23 protein-coding genes and 1 pseudogene are annotated in these 24768 nt (G+C 60.2%); 6 read left to right on the forward strand and 18 right to left on the reverse strand.

The annotated features are described in order from the left end of the window. Positions 1–46 precede the first annotated feature (46 nt). The 8 genes and pseudogenes from ACR9ZQ_RS03555 to ACR9ZQ_RS03590 all read right to left on the reverse strand — a co-directional run bounded on the left by ACR9ZQ_RS03555 (position 47) and on the right by ACR9ZQ_RS03590 (position 7961). The gene (locus ACR9ZQ_RS03555; protein ID WP_481426859.1) at positions 47–445 is read right to left on the reverse strand and encodes a response regulator transcription factor; all 399 of its coding nucleotides are present in this window, start codon (positions 443–445) and stop codon (positions 47–49) included. A 228-nt stretch (positions 446–673) separates the two neighbouring features. Further along, on the reverse strand, positions 674–958 hold the full coding sequence (locus ACR9ZQ_RS03560; protein ID WP_481426860.1) for a hypothetical protein: 285 nt from the start codon (positions 956–958) through the stop codon (positions 674–676). Between the two features lie 407 nt (positions 959–1365). Then, positions 1366–1628 (reverse strand): annotated as a pseudogene (locus ACR9ZQ_RS03565) (hypothetical protein). A 41-nt stretch (positions 1629–1669) separates the two neighbouring features. Beyond that, entirely contained in the window at positions 1670–1924 is a 255-nt protein-coding gene (locus tag ACR9ZQ_RS03570) for a DUF6894 family protein (protein WP_481426861.1), read from the reverse strand. Positions 1925–2058: 134 nt separating this feature from the next. After that, the gene (locus ACR9ZQ_RS03575; RefSeq protein WP_481426862.1) at positions 2059–5325 is read right to left on the reverse strand and encodes an error-prone DNA polymerase; all 3267 of its coding nucleotides are present in this window, start codon (positions 5323–5325) and stop codon (positions 2059–2061) included. Continuing rightward, complete coding sequence (locus ACR9ZQ_RS03580; protein ID WP_481426863.1) at positions 5322–6836, reverse strand: DUF6504 family protein; 1515 nt, start codon at positions 6834–6836, stop codon at positions 5322–5324. The genes ACR9ZQ_RS03575 and ACR9ZQ_RS03580 overlap by 4 nt, the downstream gene beginning before the upstream one ends. Next, entirely contained in the window at positions 6757–7512 is a 756-nt protein-coding gene (locus ACR9ZQ_RS03585) for an ImuA family protein (protein WP_481426864.1), read from the reverse strand. Before ACR9ZQ_RS03585 ends, ACR9ZQ_RS03580 begins: the two co-directional genes overlap by 80 nt. A 152-nt stretch (positions 7513–7664) precedes the next feature. Next, a complete protein-coding gene (locus ACR9ZQ_RS03590; protein WP_481426865.1) occupies positions 7665–7961 on the reverse strand; it encodes a hypothetical protein in 297 nt (98 codons plus the stop codon). Positions 7962–8259: 298 nt separating this feature from the next. Between ACR9ZQ_RS03590 and ACR9ZQ_RS03595 the strand changes: the two genes are divergently transcribed. The 3 genes from ACR9ZQ_RS03595 to ACR9ZQ_RS03605 all read left to right on the forward strand — a co-directional run bounded on the left by ACR9ZQ_RS03595 (position 8260) and on the right by ACR9ZQ_RS03605 (position 11471). Beyond that, complete coding sequence (locus tag ACR9ZQ_RS03595; protein WP_310384362.1) at positions 8260–8655, forward strand: helix-turn-helix domain-containing protein; 396 nt, start codon at positions 8260–8262, stop codon at positions 8653–8655. 435 nt (positions 8656–9090) lie between these two features. Beyond that, positions 9091–10140, forward strand: a complete 1050-nt coding sequence (locus ACR9ZQ_RS03600; RefSeq protein WP_481426866.1) for an ornithine cyclodeaminase — start codon at positions 9091–9093, stop codon at positions 10138–10140. Beyond that, entirely contained in the window at positions 10128–11471 is a 1344-nt protein-coding gene (locus ACR9ZQ_RS03605) for an MmgE/PrpD family protein (protein WP_481426867.1), read from the forward strand. The genes ACR9ZQ_RS03600 and ACR9ZQ_RS03605 overlap by 13 nt, the downstream gene beginning before the upstream one ends. 16 nt (positions 11472–11487) lie before the next feature. Here the strand turns inward: ACR9ZQ_RS03605 and ACR9ZQ_RS03610 are convergent, their stop codons facing one another. Both ACR9ZQ_RS03610 and ACR9ZQ_RS03615 read right to left on the reverse strand, forming a co-directional pair. Next, positions 11488–12891: an amidohydrolase family protein gene (locus ACR9ZQ_RS03610; RefSeq protein ID WP_481426868.1), complete on the reverse strand. Its 1404-nt coding sequence runs from the start codon at positions 12889–12891 to the stop codon at positions 11488–11490. Positions 12892–12907: 16 nt separating this feature from the next. Beyond that, positions 12908–13606, reverse strand: coding sequence for a winged helix-turn-helix transcriptional regulator (locus tag ACR9ZQ_RS03615; protein ID WP_481426869.1), 699 nt, complete (start codon positions 13604–13606; stop codon positions 12908–12910). A gap of 201 nt (positions 13607–13807) precedes the next feature. Between ACR9ZQ_RS03615 and ACR9ZQ_RS03620 the strand changes: the two genes are divergently transcribed. The 3 genes from ACR9ZQ_RS03620 to ACR9ZQ_RS03630 all read left to right on the forward strand — a co-directional run bounded on the left by ACR9ZQ_RS03620 (position 13808) and on the right by ACR9ZQ_RS03630 (position 16196). Further along, complete coding sequence (locus ACR9ZQ_RS03620) at positions 13808–14509, forward strand: response regulator transcription factor (RefSeq protein WP_310384353.1); 702 nt, start codon at positions 13808–13810, stop codon at positions 14507–14509. A 127-nt stretch (positions 14510–14636) separates the two neighbouring features. Continuing rightward, entirely contained in the window at positions 14637–15341 is a 705-nt protein-coding gene (locus tag ACR9ZQ_RS03625; RefSeq protein ID WP_481426870.1) for an autoinducer binding domain-containing protein, read from the forward strand. 111 nt (positions 15342–15452) lie between these two features. Next, complete coding sequence (locus ACR9ZQ_RS03630) at positions 15453–16196, forward strand: hypothetical protein (protein ID WP_481426871.1); 744 nt, start codon at positions 15453–15455, stop codon at positions 16194–16196. 87 nt (positions 16197–16283) lie between these two features. On the opposite strand, the gene ACR9ZQ_RS03635 is transcribed toward ACR9ZQ_RS03630, so the two are convergent. The 8 genes from ACR9ZQ_RS03635 to ACR9ZQ_RS03670 form a co-directional block, all read right to left on the reverse strand. Then, positions 16284–17102, reverse strand: coding sequence for a calcium-binding protein (locus ACR9ZQ_RS03635; protein WP_310384346.1), 819 nt, complete (start codon positions 17100–17102; stop codon positions 16284–16286). Positions 17103–17225: 123 nt separating this feature from the next. Next, positions 17226–18536: an HlyD family type I secretion periplasmic adaptor subunit gene (locus tag ACR9ZQ_RS03640; RefSeq protein WP_481426872.1), complete on the reverse strand. Its 1311-nt coding sequence runs from the start codon at positions 18534–18536 to the stop codon at positions 17226–17228. Beyond that, entirely contained in the window at positions 18533–20272 is a 1740-nt protein-coding gene (locus ACR9ZQ_RS03645) for a type I secretion system permease/ATPase (RefSeq protein WP_481426873.1), read from the reverse strand. Before ACR9ZQ_RS03645 ends, ACR9ZQ_RS03640 begins: the two co-directional genes overlap by 4 nt. 299 nt (positions 20273–20571) lie before the next feature. Then, entirely contained in the window at positions 20572–21387 is an 816-nt protein-coding gene (locus ACR9ZQ_RS03650; protein WP_481426874.1) for a helix-turn-helix transcriptional regulator, read from the reverse strand. 147 nt (positions 21388–21534) lie between these two features. Next, the gene (gene trbI / locus ACR9ZQ_RS03655; RefSeq protein ID WP_481426875.1) at positions 21535–22827 is read right to left on the reverse strand and encodes an IncP-type conjugal transfer protein TrbI; all 1293 of its coding nucleotides are present in this window, start codon (positions 22825–22827) and stop codon (positions 21535–21537) included. Positions 22828–22837: 10 nt separating this feature from the next. Next, positions 22838–23260: a conjugal transfer protein TrbH gene (locus tag ACR9ZQ_RS03660; RefSeq protein WP_310388812.1), complete on the reverse strand. Its 423-nt coding sequence runs from the start codon at positions 23258–23260 to the stop codon at positions 22838–22840. Between the two features lies 1 nt (position 23261). After that, on the reverse strand, positions 23262–24092 hold the full coding sequence (gene trbG, locus ACR9ZQ_RS03665; protein ID WP_310388811.1) for a P-type conjugative transfer protein TrbG: 831 nt from the start codon (positions 24090–24092) through the stop codon (positions 23262–23264). 14 nt (positions 24093–24106) lie between these two features. Next, complete coding sequence (locus tag ACR9ZQ_RS03670) at positions 24107–24766, reverse strand: conjugal transfer protein TrbF (RefSeq protein ID WP_310388809.1); 660 nt, start codon at positions 24764–24766, stop codon at positions 24107–24109. Between the last annotated feature and the right edge of the window lie 2 nt (positions 24767–24768).

Genomic DNA, 24768 nt, shown 5'->3' on the forward strand with positions numbered 1-24768 from the left:
AGCCGGCCGATCCGTCCTCTATGGCTATCAGCCCGGTGCGCTAGCCCTATGGATAGGAACGGTAGCGAGAACTGAAATGGGGCAAGCTCCGGTTGCCCCTTTCAATATGAGCGGTGACGGTCTTTGCTAGCGCAGCGAAATCGTAGGGCTTGGTCAGAAAAACAGCACCCCTGATACGCGAAATATCGACCTTGCGCCCTGACGTCACCCATATCGGAACGGATGATCTTGTCGTCCTCACAAGTCCGGCAAGGTCAAGACCTGTCAGGCCGCCAGGCATGTCGACATCCGTGATGAGCGCCTCGATCTTGTCATGTCTGGAGAAAGCAGCCACCGCTTCGAGGACGGTCCCGCATTCGATCACCACGTGCCCCGCATCGATCAACGCGTCGGCGAGCGCGAAGCGGATCAGCATCTCGTCTTCCACGATCAGGATTTTTGCCATTCCCGCACCTCTATGTGTTGAGATGACAGTGGAACGTCGCGATGTCCCAATCCGATACAATTGACGACCAAAGACCTTTGTTTATGGTGAATCAATCGTGAACGAATGGTTGGCCTTGGATTACCTGGGGTGACATGCGGAAGTCTCGCTTGTCGAAGGGTGTGGAGTGGCAAACTCGATCCGCAGGGAGCCACCTGCAAAACCCCCTCCCTGGCTGGGGCCGGTGCGCTATCGCGTCGAGCCGTAAATCCATGCGATGGCTGCGGTGATGGCAACAGCGGCAAGCGGATTGTTTTTGATCCACCTTCTGGCGCCGTCAAGAAATCCTTCCTGTTGTCGCGGTTGGCTTGCTGGTGGCGCTCCGGCCACCGACGTACTGGATTGCGAGACCGGATCGGAGGCTGGAAACGTATCCTCCAGGGCCTGGTCCAGCTCCCCCTTGTTTTCCCAGTCCTTGTTCTTGGCCTTGTCGAGTTCGTGTGCCTTTACGGCGGGGGATTTCACGTCGTTCATGTCTTTTCTCCACGTGTTCGCCCTTTTTAACGTCGTCCCGGTTTTGAAGTTCCGCGGCTGGCCGCAAGCGCTTTACGCCGCCGAGACCTGAGAGACGACCTAGCCCTTTGCGGCGCCGGTTGGCATCTGCTGACAGCGTTCTGCGAAGACGCAGGAACCGGTATGCCGACGCCGAGAAGGGCCGCAAACGCGCCATGCAGCGTTCGGCATGGGATGATCTGGTCGTCCCGTGCGAGCGGATCGGCGTTTATGTCACGCTCATGCTGGTCAGGCGGACAAGTGCAGAACCAATGATATTATCGTCGGCAAAACGTCGGTCATCCCAGCTGTTCCATGGATCGGCAGGCGGTGCCGAACCGGATCCAGTAAAAAATCGCCTTGACGAACTCGGCAGCGATCACCGGCCATCATGTCAACTTCCCGACAAGAGCCGCATAGTCGGAGAACGTGAAACGTTGGCCACGCTGATGGGCCTGGTTCGCCAGGCTTAGGAGGTGGATCGGAAACAGGACGGCGGCCTGATTGGCCTCGGATAGCTGATGGGTGTCGTCCTGCTCGACAGCGCAGCGCCAATTTCCTTGTGCTCCAGCACGCCCCTATCGGCCAGCGTCTCGCAGAGCGAGGCGAGCGCCATGACCATGCCTTCCAGTTGAAGATTGGCGGTATTCAAATTGTCCTCCAGCGATGGGGTTGGTGTGCGATCCTGGCCCGTCAGGCCGTTGGATCGGGAACGGATTTCGGCACTTCTTCGAGCAGCAGCCGGAATTCGGTGATCGGCCGTCGATCTTCATCGAAGAGCTCGACCGAGACCATATTAAACGGTGCTTCAGGCAGGCCGTCGCGGGCCATCTCGGCAAGGGCAAGTCGTGCCTGGTGCTTTGCATCCTCAAGGCTTGGAAACTCATGTGCAAGTTCGGTCGGTTCCGGGCTCGTGCGATCGATGACCTGAAAGATGAATTTTGGCATCGCGACCTCCATCGCCGACAACATCGGACAGCTCTCTTTGTTCCCGTGCGAGAGGATGCTGCTGTCGACAAGCGATGGAAGTCGTCCTGACCTGCCGGCCGAACTTGCCTGTTCGGGTGCAGGGTCCGGGTGTTTCAGTGGAAATTGCGGCTTTTGACCTTCAGAGTGTCGATATGCAGGTCCGGGATGAAGATGTCGCGCGACTTCATCGCCGCCGCCGCCGTTTCGCGCGGATCGGCTCTTTCGGGAGAACCATGGGCAAACTCGTCTCCCCTTCCCGTCGCCAGGCGGAATTCCACATCCCGGTCAGCGAGATCGTTCAGGCTGTTCGACAGGTCGAAGAGTTGCTGGGCAACGAGATGAACGACATCGCCCTCCCGCTGGATGCGCCCGTTGATCGCCATCATCGAGGCGCCAAGCGCAATCCGTCTCGACCGCTCGAAGAGCTTGGGCCAGATGACGACATTGCCAACCCCTGTCTCGTCTTCCACCGTCAGGAAAATCACACCCTTTGCCGAGCCGGGCCGCTGACGCACCAGGACCAGTCCGGCCGCCATCAACCATCGGCCGTCGGAGGCCGACATTGCCTCCGAACAGGTGACGATGCGGCGCTCGGTAAGCTCTCGACGTAGGAAACTGACCGGATGGTCCCGAAGCGTCAGTCCTGTATGCCCGTAGTCGAGGACGACGTTATGGCCCTCAGCCATCGGCCGGAGTTCGACGTCTGGTTCCTGTTGCTCTCCGACCGTCCTTTCCTCCCGTACTGCGGCCGCCGCAGCAAAGAGCGGCAATGGCTCATCTCTTAGCGCCTTGATCGCCCACAGGGCATCGCGACGCTCGAGGCGGAAGGAGGGTCGGAAAGCATCCGCCTCGGCAAGTTCCACCAGGCAGGCGGCAGGAACACCGGAACGACGCCACATGTCGTCGACACTGTCGAAGGGTTGATCGGCTCTTGCAGCGACGATCCGGGCGGCATCAGCCGTTGCCAGACCACGTACCATGCGCATGCCGAGCCGAACTGCGAGCCGGTTGGAACCCGCGACCGGTTCCAGCGTGCAATCCCAGCGGGACCGGTTGATGCAGACGGGCCGGATGGCGACGCCGTGTTCCCTTGCGTCGCGCACGATTTGGGCCGGCGCATAAAAACCCATCGGCTGGCTGTTCAACAATGCCGCACAGAAGACATCCGGATGGTGGCACTTCATCCAGTTCGAGGCATAGGCAATCAGCGCAAAGCTTGCGGCATGGCTTTCCGGAAAACCATAGGAACCGAACCCTTCGAGCTGACTGAATGTCTTTTCGGCAAATTCGGGCTCATAGCCGTTGCGGATCATGCCGGAGATCAGCTTATCCTTGAAGCGGCTCACCCCGCCGGTGAATTTGAAGGTCGCCATGCTTTTTCTGAGCTGATCGGCCTCACCGCCGGTGAAGCCCGCGCAGACCATGGCGACCTTCATGGCGCTTTCTTGAAACAGCGGTACGCCGAGCGTCTTGGCGAGAACGGATTCCAGCTCGGGCGTCGGATATTCGGGCTTCTCCTTGCCCTCCCGGCGACGGAGATAGGGATGCACCATGTCGCCCTGGATTGGACCGGGGCGGACAATCGCGACCTGGATGACGAGATCATAGAAGGTTTCGGGCTTGAGGCGTGGCAGCATCGACATTTGCGCGCGGCTCTCGATCTGGAAGGTGCCCAACGTATCGGCCTTGCGGATCATCGCATAAGTCTTCGCATCTTCCTGCGGGATGGTCGCAAGATCGAGATCTACATTCTTCTCCTCGCGCAGCAAGGCAAAGCTCTTGGCCATGCATGTCAGCATGCCGAGCGCCAGCACGTCGACCTTCATGAATTTGAGTGCCTCGACGTCATCCTTGTCCCACTCGATCACCTGCCGATCGACCATGGAGGCCGGCTCGATCGGCACCAGATCGTCGAGCCGGTCATGGGTCAACACGAAGCCGCCCGGATGCTGGCCGAGATGGCGTGGCGCACCCATCAGCTGCTGGGCAAGCCGGAGGGTGAGTGCAAGCCGGCGGTCGTCGGGATTGAGGTTGAGGTCTCGGACATGTTGTTCACCGACGGCCTCGCTCCAGGCCCACACCCCCGATGAAAGTGCCTTGATCAAATCCTCGGGCAGTCCGAGCGCCTTGCCGACGTCGCGGATGGCGCCCTTCGTCCGGTAGCGCGTGACGGTGGCGCAGAGTGCCGCCTTATGGCGCCCGTACGTCCTGTAGATCCACTGGATGACCTCCTCGCGCCGTTCGTGTTCAAAGTCGACATCGATGTCGGGCGGCTCGTCGCGTTCCCTGCTGACGAAACGTTCAAACAAAAGGTCGTTGGTTTCAGGGTCGATGCTGGTAATGCCGAGGATGTAGCAGATGGCGCTATTGGCGGCCGAGCCCCTCCCCTGACAAAGGATGCCCTGGCTGCGGGCGTAACGAACGATCGAAAAGACCGTCAGGAAGTAAGGCGCGTAGCGCATTTCCTTGACGAGATCGAGCTCGTGGCGGATGGAGCAAAGCACCTTCTGCGGCAGGCCATCGGGATATCGCGCCGGGATGTGTTCCCGGACATAGTGTTCAAGCGACTGCTGCGCGTCCATGCCGGCAACAATTGCTTCCTCAGGGTACTGACAGGTCAGTTCTTCCATGGAGAACGTGCAGCGCGCGACAATCTCCATCGTCCGCGCAAGCGCTTGCGGATAGCGTGCAAACAGCCGCTGCATTTCCTCCGGCGACTTGAGGTAACGGTCGGCATGGCGTTCGCGCTCGAAACCGACATCGTCGATCGTCGTGCGGTTTCGAATGCAGGTCACCACGTCCTGCAACTGCCGCCGGGCGGGCTCGTGAAAGAGCACGTCATTGGTGACGACGGTTTTGACCTTGTGGCTGGCAGCCATCACGGCAATTTCGTGCAGCCGGATCTGATCGTTCGGCCGGCGCCTGAGGCTCAAAGCTACATAGGCTCTGCTCTGGAAAATCTGCGCCATCTTCCTGAGCTGGAGGGCGCATGTCTCATCGGCGAGATCCGGCACCAGGATGGCGATCAGCCCTTCCGCATAGAGAGCGACGTCGTCGAGCGCCAGGATGCATTTGGCCTTCCCGCCCCTGCTCTTTCCGAGCGTCAGCAATCGTGTCAGCCGCGAGTAGGCCGCACGGTCTGTCGGGTAGACGAGGATCGACATGCCGTCCGTCAGGTCGAGACGACAGCCGACGACCAGGCGAAGACCGGTGGCTCGCGATGCCTCCAGTGCCCGCACGATACCCGCTAGCGAATTGCGGTCGACAATGCCGAGAGCCTCTATGCCGATGGCCGTGGCGGTCGCAAACAGTTCGTCGGCCGAGGATGCGCCGCGCAAAAAAGAAAAATGCGTCGTGACCTGCAGCTCGGCATAGGTCATGTGAAGGCTCCATGCATGAACCAACGATGCGATCCGGTCTCGGGGTCGACACCGTCGCCAGCGCGATAAATCCAGTAGCGTTCACCGGCCTCGTCCGCGACGGTGAAATAGTCGCGCACGGCGACCCATTCCGACGATCGCTGCCACCATTCGCCGAAGATGCGCTCGGGCCCGTCGGCCTGTTTCACCCGGTATCGCTTACCGCGCCAGGTGAACCACACGGGAGGGTGGTCGGGCAGCAGCGCCATGACCTCGATCGGTTCCGGGCGATCCATCAGCCGGACCGGGCGCGGCCAGTTCAACGGCCAGCTCTGTCCCTGCTCTTCGGCGACAGGCGAGATGCTTTGCAGTGATCGCTCCGCAACGTCGCTGGCCACCGGCGCGACGCGGTAGAGACGGAATTTTCCACGATTGCCGAGAATGTCGACGAAAGCGCCGATATCGACCTTGGCCTCTTCGATCAGGGCGGAAGCAAACTGCCTGTCTTTAAGCGGCTCGACCATGATGGCAGTAAGGCAGAGCTTCTCGATGCCGAAGCCCGGATCGATGCGTTCGATCCGATCGTGCAGGAGTTTGGTCAGCCAGGCAATGTCACGGACAGGCTTTGCAGTTCCGGCCCTCAACGCCTGGACCGTATTGTCGACCCGGTGGACGATGAGGTCCGTGCGGCGTACGCCAAGTCCCCTTGCCTCAAGGATATGGCAGAGCCCGCGCACCAGCAGCGAGACATATTTGGCGATCGTCTCCGCAGCGCCGATCGGATCTGCGAAGGACCTTGACACTTCGACGAAGTCGGGCGAGCGGATTGGATCGATGGGCTCGGCTACCCGGCCAAACATCTGATCGAGCCTGCGTGTGATCTCCGGGCCAAAGCGCAGGGTCAGCGGTGCTCTTGGCGTTGCCGCCAGTTCACCGACGGTGCGAAACCCGAGGATACGCAAACCTGTCACGACCTCCGCGTTGAGACGAAGCGAGGCAATCGGCAGATCGGTAACGGCATCGACTGTCTGGCCTGGTGCCACCACGCTTGTCTCGTTGCCGATCGAGCGCGCCAGTGCATGGGCTGCTCCCCAGCTGTCTGCGACCGCTGCCCGTGCCGCCAGACCTTTGGCGCGGAAGCTGTTGACCAGAGCCGACAGCATGGGTCCCTCCCCGCCCTGCAGATGGTCGGCACCCTCGGTGTCCATGACGATGCCGTCAGGTGGGTCCAAGGCAACGACAGGCGAATATCGGGTGAGCGCCCAAAGGGTGATGCGCTCCAATGCCGCAAGATCGGCTGCAGGATCGGCATCGACCATGTTAAGTCCCCGCACGAATGCCTGCGCCTTGGCGGCCGGCATGCCGATAGTCAGGCCAAGCTTTGCGGCGTTTGCGTCGACCGCCGACAGCCATCGCTTCGACCCGCTCTTTGCGACCACGACAAGCGGTGCGTCAGCCGGAAGGGACGGATCGACGCGTCTGATCCGATCTGTCCGCAGCGTCGGAAGATATACGGAGACGACCCTGGCCATCACATGCCTCGACGATGAAATCTGTACTTTCTCCGGCCTTGATCCTGATCAATTCGGCGAGCCACCTGGCCCGACCGATGCCGGGAACGGGCAGCGGCTCGGACGGCAAGACCGAAATGCGCCAGCGCGAGGCAGCGGCCGTTGGATGCCCGAAATCACTTGCTTCCGTCTGGCGTCGCCAGCGCCGGATGATCAGCCCGAGCGTTCCGGATCTCTCCGCGGCCAGTTGCAGGCGGCGTGAAACGACCATTGGCAAGCGCACCGTTTCGGCCACGACCGCGCCAAGCCCGCCGAAGCGCAAGGCCTCCTCACAGGCCTCAAGCACATATTCCTCGTGAACCGCCTCGACATAGATCACGCGATCCGGATGAAGGCCGGTCTGCGCGAGCGCGGGTGCGAAGAGATCGGGACGCGCCAGGCACCACACGACCGTGCCCTTGGTGCGGGCCGCTATGCCTGCAACAAACAAGGCAGCAGCAGCTCCGTTGACGGCGCCGGCCCCGCCTCCGGCGAATTCGTGGATAGCGCCATAGGCGAGTCCCCCGCCGGGAAGCTTCTCGTCGATTTCGCCGACACCGAAGGGCAAAACCGCCTTCGGACGGGCAGCCGCCCCTTCGAGATGCTGGATGCGCTCTCGAAGCTCGTAGATAATTCGGTTTGCGCCTGGCCGAGCCATTGTCCGGTCTTCATCATATTAAACCTATCCACACCGCAGGAAGGCGGATATGTTCTTTATTTGTTCCTAATTCAGACGTGAGTCAACGTAGCTGTAGAGGTGAATATTCCTAACAGGGCGCTATCCGCGCCTTTAATGGCAAAAAAATAGAGTTAGTTCAACTGAATGGCCGGATTCCAACCAACTTGAAAAATATCGGCATAAGAAAAAATACCTATGTTTGCTCCCCCCTCCGGCCTCAACTCTCCGTGGCCGTCTGCAGGCAAATCCAGGAAATCCTTGCCGCCGCAGCGATGATCGAAACAGTCGCCCGACGGGCCGCCCGGCTCCTGACCGGATGGCCAGCTTTTGCTTTTGAAAGCAGGGAACTTTTCGTTTGGTCTGACGTTACAACGCGGCAGATAGTGCGCCGGAGTTGATGGCTGGAAGAATGATGCGCGTCCAAACACCCATTTTGACTGCCTCCGTGCTTGCAATTTTGGTTGCGCTTGTCGCCGTCAATCCATTCGGCCGTCATCTGGTCGACCCCCGCTCGACATCAGCAATTATGAGAGAGGGTCATTGACGAATGCGCCGCTCGATCTCGTCTGCGGCGTGCTCAGCTGTGAACACGCGTGGTCGGACGAAGCTTGATAGCACGGCCAAATGCCTATGATCGCGCTTATATCCCGCCTTTGAAATCCTGTTGCCTCTATCCCGCCATGCTGCCTCGTTCAGCGCAAAAGAACACAAAACCAGGAGAATGATTTGGCCCGTCCAAAAGGCAATCCGATCGACGCTGTCGTTGGACAAAACCTGCAGCGTATTCGAAAAAGCAGAGGAATTAGCCAAACCGCACTTGGTGAGGCGCTCGGCATTTCCTTCCCGCAGATCCAGAAATACGAGACAGGCATCAATCGCGTCAGCGCCAGTGCGCTTTACGAAATGGCGCGCGCCCTCGGGGTGTCACTGGATGACTTGTTCAGCGGGGCCGAACAGATTTTCAGCAACGATCCGACGCGAGAGCCAAACCTCGCCGGACGACGACCGACAGAAATCGATCAGATCCAGAACCCTGCCATTCGCGAGGCGATGCGGAGTCTCATCACGCTGGTATCTGGGCCGGGCACGCAAAATGAGGTCGGAGCGGAAATCGCGCAATAGCGTTGCGACCTGGGTCGTCGTTCACTTAATCGGGCTTTAGCCGAAGCAACCATGTGCTCGCTGTTCTGCCCAAGCGTATTCTCCACAATGACAGTACTGACGGACAAGGGCCTGCGGCACCGGCGGTGCGGCGGCAGTTGGCAGCGAGGTCGCCGTCATTGTTGCGAGACAACGTGCTCTCCAAGGACGTCCCCCACATTCAGATTATAGCTGAACAGGTGAATCTCGATATGCAGCCGCCGCTGAACCTGCTGACGGCGTCCGTGCAAAGTTTACCGAAATGTTTCCCAAGCGATGCCGAGCTACCACCCTTGGGCATCAATCTTGCTGAAAACTTCACCTCCCACACGAGGCGAAACCTCTAAACTGGCTCTGCACTCGTCAGCTCTAGAAAGGGAGGAGACGATGACAGACGCGTTGAGCGGGATTGTATTTTTGACAAGGTCAGACCTCGCTACGAGAGGCTGCGCGCTGACGACCAAGGACGTGCACGAGGCCGCAGCGCGAGCCTGGGCCGAAATCCGGTCCGGGGCTGCGCGCGGCGGCAAGGCGGTCCTGTCCTTGCCCGAAGACGAGTTTTGGTCGGTCCCCGATTTTACCGCCTTCAAGCCTGATTTTGCCCAAGAACGTCTCGGCTGGAAGCTGTCGTCTCTCTATAGCGTCAGCTCGACGCATGGCGGGGTGAAGATCATCGGTGCCAATGCCTTCAATCGCAGCCTCGGGCTTCCGAGATCAACATCGACCTTCATCCTGCTCGACAAGTTCACACTTCGCCCGATTGCGATCCTCGACGAGACGGCGCTTTCGGCAGACCGGACCGGAACCTATGCCTCACTCGTCGCAGAAGCATGTCTTGCCCGTGGCACTGCCTCCTGCGTCTATCTGGTTGGAGCCGGGCCGGTTGCGCAGAGCGTCATCCGGTCGCTTGCCTTTTCCTGCGCGGACAGGATCGAGCAGATCTTCGTCCGCGCCCGCAGATTGGAAAACGCCCGCGCGCTTGCAATTGCGCTCTCGGGCGAAGTCAAGATCCCGCTCGTCCCTGTCGATGACAACCGGACCATGCGCTGCTGCTCCCTGGTCGTCACCGCGTCCAATGCCCGCGAACCAGTCTTTGCGGACGAGGATCTGGCGCAAGAGGCGACCACGCTCCATCTTGGAGGCAACGAGGCGCCGGAAGATTATCTGAAACGGGTGTTTCGAACCGGCCTCATGGTTTGCGACGATCTCCAGACCGTTTCGAGGCGCAATTCGCAAAGCATCGCCCTGCATTTTTCCAGCCGAGGCCTGTCGCTGGAAACGATCGGACCGCTCATCGGCATACGCGAACTCGCAAATCCAGCACCCTGGTACGAAGACAATGCCGGACCGACCTGCGTTACCTGTGTCGGCCTGCCAATGCTCGATCTCTTCGTCGCCCAGGCGAGCTTCGATAAATATTGCCGTGCACATGCAGGATCGGAGGTGGATCGGACATGTCCTATCTGACCCGCATTCTGGCCGAGCATGTGCGGGCGGCACCGACAGAATATTGTCCTGCCATCGCTGACGTCGCCAGACGTTGTATCCTGGATCTGCTGGGCGCTGCTATCGCAGGCCTAGCCATGCCGAGCGCGGTAGCTGCGCGCACCATGGCCGCACCGGTCTTTGGCAGCGGCGAGGCGCCGATTTGGTGCGCCGGCAGGTGCGCGCCGGCGGGTGCCCTTTTCTGCAATGTCACTGCCGCATCCGCGCTCGACATCGACGACGGCAATCGCGCGGCTCGCGGCCATCCGGGGGCATGCGTCATCCCCGCGGCGTTGCTGATAGCTGGCCAGACCGGAGCGACGGGACGTGAACTGATCAGCGCGATCATCTGCGGCTATGATGTCGGCGCGCGCATCGCCGCCTCGCAGACGACGGACGGAATTCGCACACGCCAGTCCGGTCGCTGGGCAGCCTTCGCTTCGGCCGCGACAGCCGGCCGCCTGTTGCAGCTGGAGCCTGTCCGGCTTTCGCATGCTCTCGCCATTTCGGGCGTGATGGCGCCGAACCAGCTTGCCAATGGCAGTTCCGGCTACTCGCGGCTGACAGGCAACGATGTCAAGGAAGGTATCGCATGGAGCAGCCTGCTCGGCATAACGGCGGCCCATCTCGCGGCTGCCGGTTTTACAGGGCCTGAGGACCTTCTCGATCACCCGGACTATTACGATGGCAGCCGCATTCTCGGCGGGCTCGGTCGCCATTGGGAAATCGCCGACACCTATTTCAAGCCCTATGCCTGTTGTCGCTACATTCACCCCGCACTCGACGCCTATAGCGAGCTCGCCGCAGATACGATTGGTCCCGACGACATCATCGAGGTCGAGGTCCAGACCTTTGCCTGGGCCTTGAAGCTTGCCAACAAGGTATCGCCGGAGAGCCTGGTCGACATGCAATACAGCCTCCCCTTCTGCATGGCGATCCTCGCCGTCGATGGCGTCCAGGCGCTCGCACCGATCGATAAAGCTGCGCTTGGCCGAACGGACCTGATCCGTTTCGCGCAGAAGGTTCGGCTGAGCGTCGATCCCGATCTCGACCGGTTCTTCCCGGCGCAGACTCTGTCGCGCGTCGTCATACGCACCCGGACGCTCGAACTGACCTCTGATATCCACACTCCGCTGGGCGACAAGACGCGGCCGATGGGCTGGAAGGCCATCTGCCGGAAATTCCGCAATCTGACACGCCACCAGCTTCAGGACGCAGAGCAGCAAGACATCATTGGCGCCGTCGCCGCGCTGCCAGGCGGGGGCGCTGCCGCGATCGCTGATCTCCTGCAGGCGCTCCGCCGGACGTGCTAGCAGACTGGGATCTGCTTCAGGCGAGCGGAAAGGACATCAGAAACCGATCCGCCGATCGACCGACGAGGCTTCCATTGAAGACGACGATCCGGCCGGCGACGAGAACGTGACGGACACGGCCATGATTATGGGCCTCGCTGATGACGATATCGGCGCGTTTTCCCGTGGCGATCAAGCCGCGGTCGCCCGCCAGTTCGGGCAGAATGCGCGCAACATTGCCGGTCGCCAATGCGATCGCCGCTGCGGGCGCGATGAGCCTTTTTTGAACCAGGCGATGAATGGCCTCCAATATGCCGTCCCAGTCGCCGCCGGCATAGTCGGTAGAAAGCGTGTCGGCGAGACCGGCTTCGATCAGGGCATCGAGATTGTCCGGGCCGTTGCGCCATCGCGTGGAAATGCAATCGAGCGTCGACACATCGACGAAGGCGCCGAGATTGCGGAGCGCGCGCGCCGTTTCCAGTGCTTGGCTTGTCGTGAAGGAAGGATGATTGCTGTGACCTGCGACGATGCGTGCCTTGGGATGGATCCTAGCGAGGTCGATCAGCTGTTCGCCCGTCGGCGCCGCATTGTGAAAGATCGCAGGCATGCCCGTGCGCGCGGCCTCCGCGGCGATTTCGGCAAGACCGCGGCGCGCAAGCGCAACAGATGGCATCACCGTATCGTGGATCAAAGTCGCAAGGGTCTCTGCAGAGAAGTGGCCGTCGAGCACGCTTTCCTCGATGATCCGTCGGAGCGCCTCACGGTCTCCGCCATCTTTTCGCTCGAGCCTATGGCCGAGAACAACGTCCTTGAGTTCGCGTGCCAATCTTGGGTGGACAACGACTCCCGAAGTCTTCTCGATCGCGGCTGGAAGAAATCGATAGTCCTGTGCCCCGCCGCCGAGCGTCTGGCCGCCGCCGGCCTCGCCAAGCGCCTTGGCGCCATTTGCGAGCATGTCGTCGATGGTCGCCGTCAGGTGGCGTCCGGAAAGACCGCTCCCGTCAGCGGCCACCGCCGCAGCGAGGCTCGACGGCGTGTGGCCGGTGCTGATGTGGATGTCGAGCGGATGGGACGCGTCTCGCCCGGCGTCGATTTCGTCGGTCAGGGCAAGCCCGCAGACATTCAAGACGGTGGTCGTGCCGGACAGGAGATGGCGGTTACGCTGATAGAGCACATCTTCTTCGCCAAATGGCGGAGATCCGCTCGGCATCGACGGCCCGTGGACACAGCCATGCGCGTGAGCATTGATCATGCCGGGCAGGACCGTGCAGCCAGCAGCATCGATTACGGCATAGTCTGGCGCAACCATTAGGTCATCCGACTGAGTAATGGCTTCGATCGTTTGGCCGGACACGAGCACGCTCGCTCTCTTCAGTACTGTCACGCCGTCACCCGTGATCAGCTCGCCATTTACGATCGCAATCGGGCAATGCGGGCTCATCCGTTTCCCCTTCCTCTCAGGATCCTTTGACATCCAATCCATAACCGATGCCGCGCACGGTGCGGATGATGTCGACCTTCATGATCGGCGAGAGCGCCTTGCGGAGCCGGCCGATGTGGACGTTGACCGTTCGCGGGTCGACAAAGACGCCCTCCGGCCAGGCTCTTGATGCCAGTTCTTCGCGCCGGAAGGCGCGGGTTGGCTCACTGATCATCTGACGCAACAGGGCGAACTCGATCGGTCCAAGATGGATGTCGCGACCTTCATAGGTGATGCGGTGGGCACGAGCGTCGACAATCACTCCTCCATGGCTGATCGTCTGTGGCTCCACGCGCTCTATCGGCTGCTCCTCGTCGGCACCAAGCAGTCGTTTAAGGGCGCGCAGATACCGATCGGGCTCGACCGGGCGCATGAACGCCTCTTCGACGCCGACCTCCAGGAACGCTTCGAAGCGATGTGCAGCCCCGGCCGGGACAAGCGTCACGATGCGAACATGGTCGGTCGCCGCATCCGCCTTTAGCACCTTGCAGAGACCGACCGCGAACTCGTTCCCGCCGTCGACGATGAGCCCGACATTGTGTTTTTCCTTCACGGCCACGATGGTTTCGACCGGTCCCATCGCAAGGTCGGTGGCAAAACCCTCCACTTCGAGAATATGGCGGACCGACAGGCTGAAGTCGGCGTCGAGCGAGCTTATGACGACACTGGGTTTCACAACAGAACCGCGAGAAATAGAACTTCCCTCGAATTCAGCAACTTATGGATGCAACGATGCCACGAACGTCCACTAACGGCAAACGCTATGATATTAATTATTGTTTCCCGTCCGGGGCCGCGATTTCGCCTCCCTGTTCGACCAAAGCGTCCCCTCAGATCTGCGACTTGAAGCGGCTGGGTTCTATGCTCTCCTCGCCCGATGGAAAAAAAGCGACAGGCGGGCGCCATTCTGATTGCGACCGACGACTTCGCCTCCGTCGGGCGGATCGCCGCCGCTCTTGGCGCCGACAAAATTGCAAGCACAGTGGTCCCGCCCGCCCAGGCGACGCAGGTCTCGGCACACGATGGCTTCCGCATTCTGATCATCTCGACCCTCGTCGAAAATCTGGGTCTCGATCTCTGTCGGGCGATCCGCAGCGCAAGTGCGATGTCTATCATCCTGTTGCTTCCGGCTGACAGGCAGCTCGATGGGGTCGAGGCCGGCGCCGATTACTGTTTGCCTATTGGCACCGAGATGCGCCAGTTGATGGTGCATGTGCGCGCCCTGCTGCGCAGATCCGAACTGGACGAGCAAGAACGCTGGCGCGTGCTGCAGTTCGACGGCTGGCGTATCGATCCGCACCGACGCCTGCTTTCAGCACCCGACGGTTCAAACGTTTCGCTGCTCGCAGCCGAGTTCGAGCTCCTGATTGCGTTCTGTCGCCAGCCCGGAACTGTCCTGTCGCGACGGTTCCTGTTGGATGCGACGCATATCGGTCTCGGCAGACCACTCGAGCGCAGTGTCGATGTTCATATCTGCAGGCTCCGCCGCAAGCTCACCGAAGCCGGGAATGGCGGTGAGCTCATCCAGACCGTGCGTCTTGGTGGCTACGTCCTCGTCGCGCGCGTCAACCCTGAATAAGTACGGATTCCAATTCTCGTCTCATGAGTGTTTAATCCGGCTAATAGGGATATGTCAGTTGCGATTATTGCCTCGGTCGACGGCTGGTTTTGAACGTCGTGCGGCCGGCCAGCGGGAGCGATGTGTCTTGAAGAAGAGATTGGATGATCTGATTGATGTTTTAAGTCTGTCAAACGATGAACGCTCGGCACGCACTGCGCTTTTGACGTTTGCCCAGCAATGCGGCTTCGAACGCTTCGCCTACATGAACGTGCGTTCCGGGGACACCGAAGCTTTCACCAACTATCCGCAGGAGTGGCAGGAGATCTATTTCGCGAACGACTATCAGAAGGTCGACCCTGTCATCACTGCCGCCAAGCGTCTCCTGAAGCCTTTCTATTGGTCAGCAAGCCCCCTGCGGTGGACAGCCTCGCCCGAAGAACGAAGATTTTATGAGCATGCTCGTCAATTCGGCATCGTCTCCGGCCTCTCCATGCCAATCCGCATCGAATTTGGTCGGATAGCGGTCTTGACCCTCGCGTCGCATCTGCCCGATTTCAAGGTTGACGGGATGATTGATGACATCCGGGCGACGACCGCGACAGCGTTGGTGCATGCAACGTTAAAAATCAGCGATCCTTCGACTATGAAAAAACCCCAGGTCAGCCTGAGCGTTCGGGAAAAGGAATGTCTGAACTGGGCCGCTCTTGGTAAATCGATGTCGCTGACGGCCGATATCCTCGGAATCAAGAAAAATACCGTTCGCTACTATCTCGATGCCGCGAAGCGGAAGCTCGGTGCCTATAATACGATGAATGCTGTCTATCTGGCGACACGCCTTGGGCTGGTTTAGAAAGCCCGAATTACGCCGAGAAGTAGAACGGAATACCGTTTCCACAAGTTACACGCAAGCGTCAAAGTTTATCACAACCCAGCATTTTAGCGCCAATGCGGGGAGAATTTGATGACAACCATTGCACCAGCATCATATTACGGCACTCGCTATGCCGGCTACGACAAGACGAATTCGACGAAGTCCGAGCAAGCCTATTCCCTTCCAGGGGACCAGGAGGCCAAAGCGAGGACAGGCTCTGACACGAGGGTCGATTCGAGGCCCTCTTCAGCAACCTTCAAATTCATGGGCCGGGTGATCGATGCGACCAATCTCGCCGTTGACCTCAAGCCGATGAACATCTCCGAGCTGCCGGAGGACGAATATCAGTCCTTTATCGAAGGAGAAGCGGCAAGAATCGAGGCCAACAGAAAGTATCTGGAAATGCAGCACACGCAGTTTCCGGAGCCTCCGGATCTGTCGGACTATCCCGGCAACAAGCCGTATGCAACGGTCACCGTCGACGGACGGGTCGTGGCGACGATTTTCAATGACGGCTCTGTACAGACCGACGACAATGCTCTGGGATCGAAACTCAAGGACATCCTGAAGGGCAGCATCAATGGGACGAACGGACCCGACCTCGCTCAGGACCGGGCCGACCAGATCGCCGACATGTTCGGCGGCAGGATCTCGAAATCAGCGACGGCGCTGACTCAGCCTCAATATGCAGCACTCCCGAAGATCGTCGTCCAGCAGCCGACGATCGACTACGAGGCGATGATGAGCGATCCGCTCTATGCCCAACTTCAGAAACAGACCGGCAATCTCGAGATCTTGAAGCAGCAGAGAGAAGCATTCCTGTCACAACAGTGATGGGACCGCCAATCGGGGCGAGAGCAGTTTAAAAGCCTCGCCCCGATCGAAAACGCCGGCAGCGGCGTTTTCATTAGACTTCTTCAATTAGGCAACCATCGGCGGAATGAGCGCAGGCAGGTTGAAGGCGCCGTCATTGGTCTGAAGGATATCGATCACATAGTGACCGCCCTGGAAGTAATCCTCGATGATCACGGCATTGTCGATGACACCGTCGGCCGTGTCGTTGAGCGAGGTGATCAACAGATCGTCGCCGCCCGAGACGAAGAACTGGACTTCGGCTGCCGCATAGGAGACGATTAGGCGATCCTGCGTGTCGAAGACGGTATCCGTGCGCGGCGCGCCCGTGTCGGTGACGCCGTCGTTGATGACGTCGATGCCAGCACCGGTGAATTGATACTGATCGTTGCCCGCACCACCCCAAAGGCGATCGTTGCCGACGCCGCCATCCATGATGTCGGCACCTGCATCGCCGAAGAAGACGTCGTTGCCAGCTTCACCGAACATCGTGTCGGCTCCGTCACCTCCGACGAACGTATCGTCGCCCGTGCCGCCCGCCATTGTGTCATTGCCGGCATCGCCGGTCAGCCAGTCATTTCCGGCATCGCCGTAAAGCTGGTCGTTGCCCGCACCGCCATAAAGAGAGTCGTCGCCGTTTCCGGCGATCAGCGTATCGGTTCCGTTGCCGCCGTCGAGCAGGTCGTTGCCGTTGAAGCCATATAGGGTGTCGTTGCCCTCGCCGCCTTCGACCCAGTCGTTATAGGCGCTTCCATAGACGGTGTCGTCGCCGCCAAGGGTGTAGATCGACCACCATGCCTGATGATCGGGCCAGCCTGCGGGTGGCGTCGAGGTTTCGCCGCGCAGGTCAACAATATTGACGTTGTTGTCATAGGTACGACTTGGCATGTCCTTCTCCTCTTCGATTGGCAGACGCGCTGCCGTTGCTGCCGACGCAATCTCCCTGGCCTCATACCGGGATATGACGCTTCGACATTCTTGGGATGGGCCGCGCCCATCATGGTTCGTGAGCTATTCCTCCCGAAAAACCCGGGCCGCGTGATCGCGGATGGGTTTGGTGAAATAGGAAAGCACGCTGCGATCGCCGGTGCGCACAAAGGCCTCAACCGGCATTCCGGGCACGAGGGACAGATCATCCAGGCGCTGGCGTTCGTCATCGGGTATTGCCACGCCTGCGCGATAGAAGCTCGATCTCGTATGTTCGTCCGTTTCGAGATCGGCCGAAATGCGAATGAGCGTTCCCCTCAGCTCCGGCGTGGTATTGCGATTGAAGGCTGTCAGTCGCAGTGTCGCTGCCTGGCCGATCGCAAGCTGGTCGACGTCTTGCGGCGCAACCCTGGCCTCGACAGTCAACGGGCTTTCCTGCGGAACGATCTCCATCAATATCTCGGCGGGTGTTATGACGCCGCCAATCGTGTGGATCGACAGCGCATGAATGGCGCCTGCGATCGGCGCCCTGATGTCGATATGCTTGAGCTGTTCGAGAGCCGTCACCTCCTGCTCCACAAGCTCGGCCTTCTGGTTGTCGACATCACGCAGTTCCGTCGCCACATCAGCGCGCATCGTCTGATCGATCTGTAACAACTGGAGTTCGATCTCCGAAATCCGGCCCCTCGTGGCGGCAATCGAGGCAACAAGAGCACCACGTTCGCCCTCAAGCCGTGTTGCGTCGCGATCAAGGCTGTTGACCCGGTTCAAGCTGGTGAGGCCTTGCGCAAACAGCCGGCGCTGGCCCTCGAGTTCCTTGCCGATCAGCTCGATCTCGCGTGCTTTTGCCGCTTGCTGAACGTCGAGCCCCTTGATCTGCTCTTCCATTTGCCGGCCCTGTTCCCCAAGCCGTGCCTTCTGGCCCTCACGCGAGACGCGACGATCATCAAACAGCCTTCGCTCGCTCGTCATGGTCGCTTCCGCGACCTCAGGAGCAAGACGCTCGAGGAGAATGGCCGGGATCATGACCGTGGCAATTCCGTCGCGCTCCGCTTCCAGGCGCGCCTGCCGGGCGTGGAGGTTGTTGAGGCTCTTGGAAACCGCATCGAGATTGGCGCGGATGACGGTGTCATCGAGGCGAATGAGGATTTCGCCGGCGTCAACCAGTTGCCCCTCCTTCATCCGCAATTCGGCAACGATGCCTCCGGACGGATGCTGCACCTTCTTGACATTGCCATCGACCACTAGCGTGCCGACAGCGATCACCGCGCTCGATAGGTCCGTCGTGGCGGCCCATCCGCCGACGCCACCGAACAGCAGGGCGACAGTGGCTATTCCTGCAACGAGATTGCGACGCAGCGACCGCGACAACGAGAGATGCCCATCCATCGTCATTGCGCCGCCTCCCCTTCAATGACCGTCAGATTGGCAAGCGAAGCGGCGCGCGGCGCGCGCGGCCTCTGCTCCTGAAGGCTTTTCAATACTTGGTCACGCGGCCCGAAGATCTTCGCAGCTCCATTTTCCATGACCAGCAGGAAATCGATCTGTGACAGCACGCTGTTTCGATGAGCGACGACGACGACGATGCCGCCACGCGCCCTGATGGCTGCGATTGCTTCGGCGAGCGCTCTCTCGCCTTCACCATCGAGGTTCGAATTCGGTTCGTCGAGCACGACGAGGAACGGGTCTCCATAGAGCGCGCGTGCCAGCGCGACGCGTTGACGTTGACCTGCAGAAAGGTTGCGTCCGCCCTCGCCCACCTGCGTTTCATAACCATCCGGCAGCGCGACGATCATGTCGTGGACGCCGGCGGCCCGGGCAGCGGATATGACCGCAACGTCGTCGGCATCAGGCACCAGCCTGGCGATATTGTCGGCAATCGTGCCGGGAAACAGATCCGACGTCTGCGGCATATAGCCGATATGTCGGCCGCGTTCGCGACTCGTCCACTGGTCGAGAGCAGCACCGTCGAGGGCCACCTTGCCTTTTGCAAGCGGCCAGACAGCAGTGATGGCGCGCACAAGCGACGATTTTCCCGAAGCACTCGGCCCGATCACGCCGACCACCGTCCCGGCGCGGGCCTGAAATGACACGTTTTGAACCGTCATTCGCTGGCGCTCGCCCGGAGGAGCCACAAATGCGGCGTCCACCACGAGCGATCTTGTCGGCGCCGGTAGCGCCGTGCGGTCAGCCATCTCCGGGAAGAATGCGAACATGTCCTGCAGCCGTTGCCAGGCCTGGCGTGCTCCGACCATGTTGCGCCAATTGGCGATCACCTGCTCGACGGGCTGAAGAGCGCGGGTCACGATCACCGACGACGCGATGATCATGCCGCCGGTCAGGTCTCCCTCAATCACGAGATAGGCGCCGAGCGCGAGCGATCCCGACTGAACGGCCTGCCGGATTGCTTTCGACAAGCCCGTGAACAGGCCGGCAACGTCGCCGGTTCTGCGCTGAAGAAGCGTGGCCGCGCTGTGCATCGCCGCAAACCGTGTCCTGACAGATTCCAACATGCCCATGGCTGCTATTGCCTCGGCATTGCGATGGCTCGCCTCGCCGAAGCGATTGCGAACCGCCATGGCATCGGCCGCCTCCCGGGTGCGCGCGCGCGTCAGGGCATCGGTGGCGATCGTCATAGCGACGAGGAGAGCCATTGCCGCGGCGGTCAGCCAGCCAATCAGCGGATGCAGGAAGAAACATACGGCAAGATAGACCGGCATCCACGGCAGGTCGAAGAGGGCACTCGGTCCGGAGCCACTCAGGAAGCCGCGGATCTGATCCAGATCCTGGGCTGGTTTCAGGACGTCGCCATTGGCTTTGGTTCGCAGCGAGGCGCCAGCGATGACCGAAATGACTCGCCTTGAAAGCGCCTGGTCTAGCATGGCGCCGAGCCGCATCAGAACGCGGCTGCGCAGAACGTCGAGGATACCCGAAAAGGCATAGAGGCCGGCGGCTAGAATAAGCAGTGCGATCAGTGTGGGCAGGCTCTGGCTTGGAATGACACGATCGTAGACCTCGATCATGAAAAGCGGCGCGGTGAATGCCAACGCATTGATGATCGATGAAAACATGAACGCTCCGACGACCGCGAAGGTCAGCTCCGAGCGGGAATTCAAACGGCTCGCGCGCATCAGACCCTCCATCCAACATGCTTGATGAGCACTTTGCGGGCGTAACCTATGAGGGAACTGGCAATTCAATCAATATATGCAGAGTAGTGTAAAGCTATGCCTATGCCATTGATCCGGTTCGTGAAAAATGGCTCGTTAGGAAATTTACACAGCAGAAAAATTGGAATTCAAGACCGGAAATTGGCGTCGTTCTGTCAAATTATACCCGAATGCGTCCCATGTTGGCATCCAGGCGAAAATTTATTCCGGTCTGTTCTATTAGGATGCGCGAACATGCCATCGGCCATGCCCGCGGTGGCTCAGGCCGCCAGCGCCGACGCTACGTCGAGGAACGAGTTTTCCCGGACGAGCTGGACCAGCAGCCCATAAGACATGATCTGCGCGGTCTTCTTGATGATGCCGAGCTCAACTGCTTTGCCAACGGCCTCAGGCAGCGACTGGCAATGCAGGCGCTCCTGGGCGTGGCGGAGATGCATGCGCACGGTATGAATCGACAATCCGAGGAGCTTGCCGATCAGCGCCGGCTTGTGCCCGTTCAGCACCATCTCGAGGCAGACATGGCCGCGATCTGTCAGAAGCGGATCGGCCGGCCGCCTCTCATCGAGCCGCAGGGCATGGAAGTGAATGTGGTTGGCGAACAGCAGCAGGTCTGCCTCGCAACGACGTTTCTGGGCTTTCCATTCGACGTCGCTGAGCCCGCGAGCCAAAATCGTCAGCAAGCCGGGCGGTTTGTTGATCGGCGAAATCGGTATCGTTAGGCCGCGATCGCCGAGTTCATAGCGATCCACCTCCGAAAAGAAATAACGGGCGTTCCTTGATCTCCTGTCGATCCCGTCCCAGTCGAGCGGCAATGGTGATTGCCAGGCAGCATTGACGACCGGATCGATCTCAATAAATTCCCGTGCCTCGTATTGCCTGAACCATTCTGGATCGACAGTCGAAAGCGCAAGCCGCGAGGAGACCTTTCCGGCGCCCTCCTGTCGAAGCTTTCGATAGGTGAGGTTGCGCACGCCGTAATGATCGCGCATCGTATGGACGACTGCAGTCATGTCTTCATACGTTGCTGCTGCCGCCAATTCGCACAGCCTGTCATCAAAAAACCGATCTTGGTTCATCGTCCCCTCCGCCGCTCCAGTCTCACTTGAACAGCAACAGGCGATTTATTCAACTCTAAATACTTATGGAACGGTCTAAATCGCGGCAAAGCCTACCAAAGGGCGAAATTATTAGCCGGTGATGCAGCCGCCTTGAGCGGCGCGTCCTTACCTGTCGTAGCTACCGGGAAAGACGATATCCTGATCAACCAGGACGTTGAACCTGTATCCGGGCCGGATTTCCAGCGTCGGCTGGACATCCAGGTTTCGGTCGATCGTCCGCTCGGCAACGCGTCCGAAGCTTTCGGCGAAATTGCGCCTTGCAGCGTCGGAGGCCGTATCCTGCGTTGACCGTGTCGAGCTTTCCGGAATGGACGCGTCGATGCCCGTGCCGATTAGGGCGATGAGGGCCGCCGAGGTGAATGTCCTGATGGCGTGATTGTTGACGCGGTCGTTAAAGCCGCCATAACCCTCGGCATCCGTGCCCGCCATGCCGCCGATCTGCAAGGTCGATCCGTTCGGAAAAATGATATCGGTCCAGACGACCAGAACCCGGGCCTGACCGAAGGCGACCTTCGAATTGTAGCTTCCGAACAGCTTTGCTCCCTGTGGGATCAATAGTCGGTCGCCGGTGGCGCTGTCATAGACGTTCTGGCCGACCTGGGCACTGATACGCCCCGGCAAGTCCGAATTGATGCCTGATATCAACGTTGCAGGGATGACGGAACCGCGTTTGAGCTCGAAAGGCGACAACTGCGGAACGATCTTGTTCGGCAGATAGCCAAGCTCCTTGATATCCTGATTGAAGAAGTCTTCCTTCGAAAGCTGCTTGTTCGGATCCGCGTTCTGCCCGGCAAATCCGGCCTGCAGCGCAGCCTGATAGACATTGGCGGGAGTTGTTGCGGTCCGGCCGCCTGACGGTCTTTCCGACGGGTCGACCTGACCTTCGGAGGGCCCTGCCCGGCTGATGTCGACCTGAAGCGGTGAATCGAGCGCTGCTTCCTCGGCCTGGAGCTGCGCCATCCTCCGGCGCTGGAGCTCGCGCAGATAGCGCTCGCGGCCTTCTCGTGCCAGTCGTACCTCGAAATCGTCATCAGATCCGGGTTGGGCGGCTTTGGTGGCAGCGTTCGGTGTGGCTGGCGGGTTGTCGGGCTTTACTTGCGCCGGCGCCTTGTCGATAGCAGGTCGCGGGTCGAACAGTTCGGCCGGCTCGGGTTCGCCAATGATGCCGTCTTGAACACCACGCTTCAGCTGGTCGGCGTAGTTCGATGCAGGGGCGCCCGCTCCATCCTCGCGCTCATGTTGCGTGGGGTAGAACCCCCTGGCGGAAAGCCCGAAAATGACCACCGCAAAGAAGACGAGGATCAGACCGATGGCAACAAGCACCGGCAGCCGGTTGAGCCGCCGGACCGCCTGCGCCTGACCGCCATGCATGTTGCCGAGCTGGAGTGACTGTGCCATCTGTGCCCTCCTACTTGAACGTCATCACCGACAATGGGCTTGCCGGTCTCGCACCGGAGCCCGTCACGACATAGAGCCGCGCAAGCCGCAAACCATCCGTCGACAGGCTGGCGAGCACGCCGCCGTCCGATCCGTCGAGGGCGTAAGAAAGCATGGTCGCCTTCGCCTCGGTCTTCTGGACGCTCACGACCGAATAGCCGGATCCCTTGAGCATCGCCTGTAGTGCCAGGCCGAATTCCGACCGGTCGTCCGGCAGGTTGATCGGGCTTGCTTCCCGGGGAAGACGCTCGGACAGGCGGTTGGCCATGTCGCCGGCGATCGCCGCCGCCGCGCCCGCCGAAACCGGTGCGGGCCGGATTTGTGAATCCATATCCCCGGTCTGGCAGCCGCAGAGAGCCAGGCAACCAGTCACGGCAAGAAGGGACCGGCGCATGTCAACTGCTCCGCCGGATCGTAACCTGCTGCTTTCGCCAGCCGACCCCGGATACGAGTATCGCGCGCTCGATATTGTAGTCGACCACCATCATGTTGTTTGCCATGCGGTAGTTGACGATGCGGTTCTGTCCGCCGGAAACGACGAAGAGGACGGGTGCATCCTGTCCGGCAAGCGAGCGCGGGAACTGGATGTAGGTCTTCTGGCCGTCGGAATAGACGCGCGTCGGTTTCCAGGCGGCACTTCCGCTGACGGAATAAGAAAAGTTCAGTTGGTCGGCGGCAATACCGGTCCCTGGCACTCCTTTCGCTTCCAGGCGCGCATTCACATCTGCGAGCTTGTCGGAAACGTCTTCGGGATAGGAGAAGCCGACGCGCGCCATGTATTGGCTGGGATGGGATTTCAGCTGGATATGATAGGTGCGTCGCGACGTGGTGACGACCATGGATGTCACCAGGCCGGGTTCGGCCGGCTTGACGATCAGATGGATCGCCTGTCCTCCCACGGCTCCCGAGGTCGCGGGCTCGACCTTCCATCTGACGGTATCGCCGACCAACACGTCACGAACCACCTCTCCGGCTTCAAGTTCGATATCGCATACCTGGAGCGGCGAACAGATGACGGAAGGCTGGGTTTCGCCGAAAAGGAAGACGACTTTGCCATCGGAACCCCTAGTGACGAGGCCCGAGCTATCGCGCCACTTGGAAGACAGGTTCGTACCCTTCGCCTCTTTGGGCGTCATCGCCTGGGCCTTTGCCACGGGAGCAGCGCAGAGCGTAGTGGCCGCGATCGCGCAGCTGAAGGCGACCGATAAGTGTGTTCGGTTATGCATGCCCTATCCTCGTTCTATAGCTGTGCCGTCCAGTCGAGGTCCTTGAGATATAGACCGATCGGGTTGAGCCGGATCGTCGCCTCGTCCTGAGGCGTGGTGATCGTCACCGTGGCGATCGCGCGGAAGCGGCGCGTACCGGTCTCTTTGCCGCGCCGGTCGCGCTCGAACTCGGTCCAGTCGATCTGGTAGGACTGGCTTGACAGCGCGACGATGTTGTTCACCTCGACCGCGATCGTCGCTGCCTTGGCCTTCTCGAAGGGGGAATTGCCGCGAAACCACGCGTTGATCTTTTGCGTCGAGGGGTCAGAGGTCCGCAGCAACGCATAGGTCCGATCGATATACTGCTTTTGCACCACCGCATCGGGTGTTACCGAGCGAAAGCTGGTCACGAAGCCGCCAAGCGTCGCGCGCACCACGCGCGGGTCGGCATATTCGATATGTTCGGGAAAGCCTGCAGATACCGGCGTACCCAGCCTGTCGACCTCGACGATGTAGGGGATGAGCTTGACTTGTGTGCTGAGAAAGAGCGCGTAGCCGAATCCGATGATCGCGATCATCAAGGCGAGGATTGCAACAATACGCCAGGCCGCCGCTGCCCTGACATAGGAGCCATAGCGTTCGTTCCATTCCAGCCGGGCAGAGAGATAGGGGTTTTCTGCAGCGTTCGATTTCATGA

It is taken from the genome of Rhizobium sp. KNZ14-9A (assembly GCF_056755015.1).